The organism is Dolichospermum sp. LEGE 00246 (assembly GCF_015207865.1).
GTDB classification, from domain to species: Bacteria; Cyanobacteriota; Cyanobacteriia; order Cyanobacteriales; family Nostocaceae; genus Dolichospermum; species Dolichospermum heterosporum.
On record NZ_JADEWA010000773.1, the window covers coordinates 1 to 1,033 of the forward strand.

Here is a 1,033-nt window from a genome sequence, read left to right on the forward strand (position 1 = left end):
AAGAGACAGCCCCCACCCCCTATACAACTTATGATTTCTTGGCTTAGTTTGTGTTCAATATTACTTAGTATCCTGCTAATGGGCTGTTCATCACCAACCACAGCTGAATCTCCAGCCGTGACACCAGAATCATCAACCCAAACATCAGTAAATGCCGGTCAAAATTTGCCAATTTCGGCTGAAGCTACTCTGCCTCGAAATATAAAAATTCAGTTAGAAGTAGCAAGAACACAGCAACAACAACAGATGGGTTTGATGTATAGAAAGGCTTTACCAGATAACGGAGGAATGCTGTTTCTTTTTCCGAACGCACAACCAGTACAATTTTGGATGAAGAATGTACCCGTTGCGTTAGATATGGTATTTCTCCGGCAAGGTGTGGTTCAGTACATCCAAACATCTGCTCCTCCTTGTGACATAGAACCTTGCCCCACCTACGGTCCTAATGTCCTGATAGATCAAGTAATTGAACTTAGGTCAGAACGAGCCAAAGAATTGGGTTTAAAGAAGGGAGATCAGATCAAAATAGATTTCCTATCTCCTGGCGCTATTCGATAAACAGAATCAAGATTGACTATAGCTCTATGCACTTGAATAAGATACAAAATCTCTGGTAAAAGCCATACCACAAGAGACTTTTAACTTTTAACTTCTGACTTCTGCTATAGCAACAATTCTATGTAAAAATAGCATAAGTCTTTATGCTGAATTTTTATCTGGTACAAAATTATTTTTTTGAAAAAATACTACCAAACCTGGCATAAATAGTAGTAAAGAGGTTAATATTTATCAGTAGCCTGAATAACATCAGATTTTAGTTTTTCCAGTTAAGATCACGACTTTAAAATTAAGTAACGAAAATCTCCCTTTTGGCGCAAGTGTAAATAGTCGCCAATAGGTGAGTATAAACTATAAAATCTTTGTTACTTAAATCAAAACAAAAAACTAGAAGTTCGTCAAATTTATTTTGACGAATAATGATCGGAAAAAACTTCTGTTCTTCCCTCCCCTGCCCCCGGTGCCTCTCTTCTCC

General features: G+C 37.7%; 1 protein-coding gene. It reads left to right on the plus strand.

Going from position 1 to position 1,033, the window contains the following annotated elements; genetic code table 11:
- Positions 1-30: 30 nt before the first annotated feature.
- Positions 31-558 carry a DUF192 domain-containing protein gene (locus tag IQ228_RS26260; RefSeq protein ID WP_193965044.1) on the plus strand — a complete coding sequence of 176 codons (528 nt, stop codon included), beginning with the start codon at positions 31-33 and terminating at the stop codon, positions 556-558.
- Positions 559-1,033: the final 475 nt, after the last annotated feature.